We start from the raw sequence: 8,030 nt of genomic DNA, 5'->3' as shown, positions 1-8,030 counted from the left end.
CGGCGGCAGGCGCTGCCGGCCGCTGCTGCGGACGAACCGGGGCGTTCACGCGGGGAGCGGCTGAGGGCCGGTTTCCGTCGGGAACAGTGCTGCTCGGCTTGGGAAATGAGTCGGGATTACTCACTCGTTACCTCCGTGGTGTCTTCGTTCGGCTCAGCGTCGCCCGAGGCGTCCTCTGACTCAACGGCCGGTGATTCGTCTGCCATTCCTGGCCCGGCGGACTCCCCAGGGGCCCCGCCATCTTCAGCCAACGTTACGTCATCCTCCGGCGATTCCTCGCCTCAAGGCCCCGTTCACTGTTGCGTGCCACTTCGATGATCCGGTCGTTCTTGTCCGGCTTGGCGAAGATGACGCCCATGGTGTCGCGCCCCTTGGCGGGGACGCCGGCCACCGAGGACCGGACAACCTTGCCGCCCTCCATGACCACCAGCACCTCATCTTCCTCCTGGACGATGAGTGCTCCTACCAGGTCGCCGCGTTCCTCCGCCAGCTTGGCCACCTTGATGCCCAGGCCGCCGCGGCCCTGCAGGCGGTATTCCTCCACCGCGGTCCGCTTGGCGTAGCGCCCTCGGTCACGATGAACACGTAGGAACCGTCGGTGACCACGTTGGCGGCCAGCAGCTCGTCGTCTTCACGGAACTTCATGCCGGTGACGCCGGAGGTGGCCCTGCCCATAGGCCGGAGCGCATCCTCGGTGGCGGTGAAGCGGATGGACTGGCCTTGCGGGAAACCAGCAGCAGGTCGTCCGTCTCGGACACCAGCTGCGCGGACACCAGTTCGTCGCCGTCGCGCAGGTTGATGGCGATGACGCCGGCGGACCGGTTGGTGTCGTAGTCTTCCAGCCGGGTCTTCTTCACCAGGCCGCGCTTGGTGGCGAGGACCAGGTAGGGGGCCTGCTGGTAGTCCTTGAGGTCAAGCACCTGGGCGATGTGTTCATCGGGCTGGAAGGCCATCAGGTTGGCCACGTGCTGGCCCTTGGCGTCGCGTCCGGCTTCCATCAGCTCGTAGGCCTTGGCACGGTACACCCGGCCCAGGTTTGTGAAGAACAGGAGCCAGTGGTGCGTGGTGGTGACGAAGAAGTGCTCCACCACGTCGTCGCCGCGGAGCTGGGCACCCTTGATGCCCTTGCCGCCGCGCTGCTGGGACCGGTAGTTGTCGCTGCGGGTGCGCTTGACGTAGCCGCCGCGGGTGATGGTGACCACCATCTCCTCTTCGGGGATGAGGTCCTCCATGGACATGTCGCCGTCGTAGCCCATGAGGATCTTGGTGCGCCGGTCGTCGCCGTGCTTGTCCACGATCTCGCCGAGTTCTGTGCTGATGATTTCCCGCTGGCGCTGCTCGGAGCCCAGGATCTCGTTGTATTCGGCGATGAGTGCTTCGAGTTCCGCGTGCCGGTCCTGGATTTTCTGGCGTTCCAGGGCGGCGAGGCGGCGCAGCTGCATGTCCAGGATGGCCCGGGCCTGGAGCTCGTCGATGTCCAGCAGTTCCATCAGGCCGTCGCGTGCCGCCTCGGTGGTGCTGGAGGCACGGATGAGGGCGATGACCTCATCGAGCATGTCCAGTGCCTTGAGCAGGGCGCGGAGGATGTGTGCTTCCTCCTCCGCCTTCCGGAGCCGGTAGCGGGTCCGGCGTGCGATGACATCCAGCTGGTGCGTGACCCAGTGCCGGATGAAGGCGTCCAGGCTCAGGGTGCGCGGTACACCGTCAACGATGGCAAGCATGTTGGCGGAGAAGTTGCTCTGCAGTTCGGTGTGCTTGTAGAGGTTGTTCAGCACAACCTTGGGCACGGCATCCCGCTTGAGGACGATCACCAGGCGCTGGCCGGTGCGGCCGGACGTCTCGTCCCGGAGGTCGGCGATGCCCTGGATCTTGCCGTCCTTGACCAGTTCGGCGATCTTGATGGCCAGGTTGTCCGGGTTCGCCTGGTAAGGCAGTTCGGTGACCACCAGGCAGGTGCGGCCCTGCAGTTCCTCGACGTTCACCACGGCACGCATGGTGATGGAGCCGCGGCCCGTCCGGTAGGCGTCCTCGATGCCCTTGTGGCCCAGGATGGTGGCGCCGGTGGGGAAATCGGGGCCCTTGACGCGCAGCAGGAGCTGCTCCAGCAGGTCCTCGCGGCTGGCGCCGGGGTTGGACAGGTACCACTGCACGCCGTCGGCCACTTCCCGGAGGTTGTGCGGCGGAATGTTGGTGGCCATGCCGACGGCGATGCCGGACGAGCCGTTAACCAGCAGGTTGGGGAACCGCGCCGGCAGGATGGTGGGTTCCTGGTTCTTGCCGTCGTAGTTGTCCTGGAAGTCGACGGTTTCCTCGTCAATGTCCCGGACCATCTCCATGGCCAGCGGGGCCATCTTGGTTTCGGTGTAACGCGGGGCGGCCGCGCCGTCGTTCCCCGGGGAACCGAAGTTTCCCTGGCCCAGCGCCAGCGGGTAGCGCATGGTCCAGTCCTGGATCAGGCGGACCAGGGCGTCGTAGATGGCGGTGTCGCCGTGGGGGTGGTACTGGCCCATGACCTCGCCCACCACACGGGCGCATTTGTTGAAGGAACGGTCGGGGCGGTAGCCGCCGTCGAACATTGCGTAGAGCACGCGGCGGTGGACGGGCTTGAGCCCGTCACGGACGTCGGGAAGGGCACGGCCCACGATGACGGCCATGGCGTAGTCCAGGTAGGACCGCTGCATTTCCGTCTGCAGGTCAACCTGCTCCACGCGGTCAACCAGCACGTCGCCCTCAAGAACGGTGTCCGGGTTTCCGGCGTCGGGAGCCGGGTTCTCGGGTGTTTCGTCGCTCATTTATTTATTTCCGTTTCAGGTATATGTCTAAGTCCGAATATCTTGGGCCGTGCCCTAGATATCCAGGAACCTGACGTCCTTGGCGTTCTGCTGGATGAAGTTCCGGCGGGACTCCACGTCTTCGCCCATGAGGACGGAGAAGATCTGGTCCGCGGCGAGGGCGTCGTCCATGGTGACCTGCAGCAGCGTCCGGTTGTCCGGGTCCATGGTGGTGTCCCACAGCTCGGTGTAGTCCATTTCGCCCAGGCCCTTGTAGCGCTGGATGCCGTTGTCCTTGGGGATCCTGCGGCCCGCGGCCTGGCCGGCCACCAGCTTGGCGTCGCGTTCACGGTCGCTGTAGACGTAGTCGTGCGCCGCGTTGGACCACTTGATGCGGTACAGCGGCGGCTGTGCCAGGTACACGTAGCCGTTCTCGATCAGGGGACGCATGTAGCGGAACAGCAGCGTCATCAGGAGGGTGGTGATGTGCTGGCCGTCCACGTCGGCATCGGCCATCAGGACGATCTTGTGGTACCGGAGCTTGGAGAGGTCGAAGTCCTCGCCGATGCCGGTGCCGAAGGCGGTGATCATGGACTGGACTTCGGCGTTGCCCAGGGCTTTGTCCAGGCGGGCGCGCTCCACGTTGAGGATCTTTCCGCGCAGCGGCAGGATCGCCTGGGTCTCGGGGTTGCGCCCGCGCTTGGCGGAACCGCCTGCCGAGTCACCCTCCACGATGTAGACCTCGCACTTCTCCGGATCCTTGGAGGAGCAGTCCGAGAGCTTTCCGGGCATGCCGAACGATTCCAGCGGGCTCTTGCGGCGCGCGTTGTCGCGTGCCTTTCGCGCCGCCATGCGGGCCTGCGCGGCGGAGATGGCTTTCCGGATCACGTCGCGGGCCGGGCCGGGGTTGCGTTCCAGCCAGTCACCCAGGCCGTCGGTGACCACGCGCTGGACGAAGCCCTTGACCTCGGAGTTGCCGAGTTTGGTCTTGGTCTGGCCTTCGAACTGGGGCTCGGACAGTTTGACCGAAATGACGGCTGTCAGGCCCTCGCGGATGTCGTCGCCGGTGAGGTTGTCATCCTTTTCCTTGATGATGCTCTTCTCGCGCGCGTAGCGGTTGATCAGCGAGGTCAGCGCAGCGCGGAAACCCTCTTCGTGGGTTCCGCCCTCGTGGGTGTTGATGGTGTTGGCGTAGGTGTGGACGCTTTCGGAGTAGGCGCTGGTCCACTGCATCGCCATTTCCACGGCGATCTTGCGCTCGGTGTCCTCGGTTTCGAAGGCGATGACGTCCTCGTGGACCACATCCACCTTCTTGCCGGAGTTCAGGTGCTTGACGTAGTCCAGCAGGCCGTCGTCGTACTGGTACACCACGGTCCGGTGTTCGGCACTGACCTCGCCCTCGGTGGCGATGGCATCAAGGTCCAGGTCGGCGTCGGCGTCGTCAGCGGCAGGCGTGCGCTCATCCGTCAGCGTGATGCGCAGGCCCTTGTTGAGGAACGCCATCTGCTGGAAACGGGCACGGAGGGTCTCGAAATCGAACTCGGTGGTCTCGAAGATTTCCGGGTCCGGGTAGAACGTCTGGCTGGTACCGGTGCGGTCCGTTTCCTCGCCCTTGACCAGGCTGCCCTGGGGCTTTCCGCCGTTGGCAAAGGACATGCGCCAGACGTGGCCCTGCCGGCGGACCTCGGTATCCACCGGCTGGACAGTGCGTTGACAACGGAGATACCCACGCCGTGGAGGCCGCCGGACACTGCGTAACCGCCGCCACCGAACTTGCCGCCGGCGTGCAGGATGGTCATGACCACTTCGACGGTGGGCTTGTGCTCGGTGGGGTGCATGTCCACGGGAATACCGCGGCCGTCATCCACAACCTTGACGCCGCCGTCGGCCTGGAGGACCACCTCGATGTGCGTGCAGTAGCCGGCGAGGGCTTCGTCGACGGAGTTGTCCACCACTTCGTAGACCAGGTGGTGGAGCCCCCGCGGGCCGGTGGAGCCGATGTACATGCCGGGACGTTTCCGGACGGCTTCCAGACCTTCAAGGACAGTGATGTCGCTGGCCCCGTATTCGCGCGGCTTCGCAGATTCCGCCGGAGTATCAGGCGTACGGGCATCCTCGACTACGGGTTCAACTGCCAGATCTGTATTGTCGTTAGCCACAGGCGCTGTCGACTCCTCTGTTCTCGATGATGGCCGGCTGATTCCTCCTCCATCCGGAAAAGGCACCCGCCAACAGGCACAAACTTATGGCGCGGGTGGCTTGCTGACGGTGGGGGTCCGCACCCGGGTGCGGACGCAGTCAACGTTTCACCCGCGCCCAGTTATCTACAACGATTCTACCGGGAAACAGCCCATATTCCCGCATTCCGGGGCCGTGGACGGGAAGCTGCATGGCTGTGGACGGCCGCTGGCCGCGCCTAGGGCGCCCCAAAAGGACCGTCCCCGGGGGCCTATACACCCACCGGCCCTTCCAGCGCTCTACACGGCGTTGGGAGCATTTTCAATAGTCCGGCCGGAGGCTATCCGTAGGTGTCCCGTGGTCCGCGGCCATTGACGGTCCGTCCGCCCTTGCGCCAGCTGGGCGCGGAGGGGCCCAGGACCTGGATGCTGGTGACCACCCCGTCGCCGAGTTCCACGCGGAATTTCTCCAGCAGGCTGGTGCTGAGCAGCCGGAGCTGGGTGGCCCATGCCGTGGAATCACACCTGACGTGCAGGGTAGTGTCCGTGAAGCTCTCAGGGGTGCAGTGCGCGGAAATCTCCGGGCCCACGAGGGCAGGCCATTCCGCCATGACGGAACCCACGGCCACCGGCGACGTCCAGCCGCGTTCAGCCACGAGGCGTCCCACCACCTTGCCAAGGCCCAGGGGATCGCGGCCGGTGGAATGGAACTGGCTGAAACCGCGGGTATCCCGGATTCCGCCCCTGGCTTTGGAAGAACCCGGCCGAACGGCCTTCCGGCGGACTTCGCCCCGGGCAGCCGCGGCCTCGCGCATCCTGTTCAGCGCTGCCTGCGGCGCATCGATGCTGTCGGGATCGCGGCCGGGCTGCAGCCCGCCGCCGTGGTCACCGTCCCTGCTCATCAATACCTCCCGGGATGACTTTCACCCGCCGGCCGGACAGCTCTTCCGGGATATCGGCGTCGACGGCGGCGGTCACCAGGACCTGTTCCGCGCCGGAGACTATTGCCGCCAGTTTACGCCTGCGCTGGACGTCCAGTTCGGCAAAAACGTCGTCAAGGATCAGGATCGGTGCAGAACCACCGGTGCGGGCGTCGTCGAGCATCACGTAGTAGGAGGCCAGGCGCAGGGACAGGCACATGGACCAGGTTTCGCCGTGCGACGCATAGCCCTTGGCCGGGGCCTGCCCCAGGACAAGTTCCAGTTCATCGCGGTGCGGTCCCACCAGCGAAATGCCCCGTTCCAGTTCCTTCTTCCGTGACTCAGCGAAGGCGAGGACATACCGTTCCGTGAGCTGTTCGACGGAAAGCCTGCGCAGGTCCTCGGTCCCGACGGCGTCTCCCGGCACTCCGCGCGGCGCACCTGCCAGGGGGGCGCCGTCGTCGTCCATCTGGTTCTGGAGTGTGGATCGATAGGTGGCATCGGCTGGCTTGGATGCGTCAGTCAGTTCCGCATAGGCGCGGGCAAGGTGCGGCCGGAGGCGTTCCACCAGTTCAAGGCGTGCGTGGAGGAGCTCGGCGCCGGCGCGTGCCATGTGCTGGTCCCACACATCCAGGGTTGCCTCGTGTCCGGAGGTGAATTTCCCGGACCGTGCCGACTTGAGCAGGGCGTTGCGCTGTTTCAGCACCCGGTCGTAGTCGCTGCGCGTGGCGGCATGATGTGGAATGAGGCTGGCCAGCAGTTCGTCCAGGAACCGCCGGCGGTTGGCGGGATCGCCCTTCACCAGGGCAAGGTCCTCGGGAGCGAACAGGACTGTCTGGCAAATCCCCAGCAGGTCCCTGGCCCGGACGGGATTGCTGCGGTTGATCCGCCCGCGGTTGGCGCGGCCGGCGTTGATCTCAAGCTCCAGGATGGTGGTCTGGTCCCCGCGGACCAGCCGTGCACGGACCAGCGCCCGGTCGGTCCCGAACCGGAGCAGGGGGGCATCGGAACTGACCCGGTGGGAACTGAGCGTGGCGAGGTACCCGATGGCTTCCATCAGGTTGGTCTTGCCGATGCCGTTGTATCCCACCAGGACGGTGACGCCCGGCTCCAGGGCAAGGTCCACCTGGGCGTAACTGCGGAAATCGGTCAGGGAGAGGTGTTCCAGGTACACGCGGGTTTCGACAATTCTGGGGACAACGGCGGTCCCCGGTGGGTGCTACTTGGCAGGACGGGTTGCGTGTCCGCCGAACTGGTGGCGGAGGGCGGACACCATCTTCATGGCGGGTGAACTGTCCTCCCTGGACTCAAAGCGGGCGAACAGTGCGGCGGTGATGGCCGGGGCAGGAATTGCGTTGGCGATTGCTTCTTCCACAGTCCAGCGCCCCTCGCCGGAATCCTCCACGTAGTCATCAATGTTCTGCAGGCCCGGGTCCTCCTCCAGCGCCTTGACCAGCAGGTCAAGCAGCCAGGACCGCACCACCGTGCCTTTTTGCCAGGCGCGGAAAGTGCCGGGCAGGTCGTTGATGATGTCCTTGGATGCAAGGAGCTGGTAGCCCTCGGCATAGGCCTGCATCAGGCCATACTCGATTCCGTTGTGGACCATCTTGCGTAGTGACCGGCACCGACCCCGCCAACGTGGACAAAGCTGTCCGCTCGTTCCCCCTCGGGGCGCAGGGCATCGAACACGGGCAGTGCGCGTTCGATGTCAGCCGCATCCCCGCCTGCCATCAGGCCGTAGCCGTTCTGCAGGCCCCAGACACCGCCGGAGACGCCGCAGTCGGCGAAGCGGATGCCCTTGGCAGCAAGGATTTCGCCGTGCTTCTGGTCCTCGGTGAAGCGGGAGTTGCCGCCGTCGATCACCAGGTCGCCCTGGTCCAGCTTGTCCGCCAGCTCGGTGATGACCGCATCCGTAATCGCGCCGGCGGGGACCATCACCCAGATCAGCCTGGGGACGGGGACTGCGGCGAGCAGCTCGTCCACGGAGGCAACATCGCTGATGTCCGGGTTGCGGTCGTAGCCCGTGACGTCGATCCCGCCTTTGCGAAGCCGCTCGCGCATGTTGAATCCCATTTTGCCAAGGCCAATCAGTCCAATGTGCATCAGGAACTCTTTTCTGCGCGGTGAATGGGTGGCGGTGGTTGGGGCCCATCGGCGAGCCG

Annotated in this window: 2 protein-coding genes and 3 pseudogenes; all 5 read right to left on the bottom strand. The window is 65.5% G+C overall.

The window, feature by feature from the left end:
• Nucleotides 1–116: 116 nt before the first annotated feature.
• A pseudogene (gene gyrA, locus G205_RS05560) lies at nt 117–2,792 on the bottom strand (DNA gyrase subunit A).
• Between the two features lie 54 nt (nt 2,793–2,846).
• Nucleotides 2,847–4,930, bottom strand: a pseudogene (gyrB, locus tag G205_RS05555) (DNA topoisomerase (ATP-hydrolyzing) subunit B).
• Nucleotides 4,931–5,289: 359 nt separating this feature from the next.
• A complete protein-coding gene (locus G205_RS05550) occupies nt 5,290–5,850 on the bottom strand; it encodes a DciA family protein (RefSeq protein WP_009357113.1) in 561 nt (186 codons plus the stop codon).
• On the bottom strand, nt 5,834–7,042 hold the full coding sequence (recF, locus tag G205_RS05545) for a DNA replication/repair protein RecF (protein WP_009357112.1): 1,209 nt from the start codon (nt 7,040–7,042) through the stop codon (nt 5,834–5,836). Before recF ends, G205_RS05550 begins: the two co-directional genes overlap by 17 nt.
• Before the next feature lie 45 nt (nt 7,043–7,087).
• A pseudogene (gnd, locus tag G205_RS05540) lies at nt 7,088–7,971 on the bottom strand (phosphogluconate dehydrogenase (NAD(+)-dependent, decarboxylating)).
• Nucleotides 7,972–8,030 lie beyond the last annotated feature (59 nt).

The organism is Arthrobacter nitrophenolicus (assembly GCF_000332815.1).
Classification (GTDB): Bacteria; Actinomycetota; Actinomycetes; order Actinomycetales; family Micrococcaceae; genus Arthrobacter; species Arthrobacter nitrophenolicus.
Note: the sequence above shows the minus strand (reverse complement) of the source record. Positions and strands in the feature narration are given on the sequence as shown.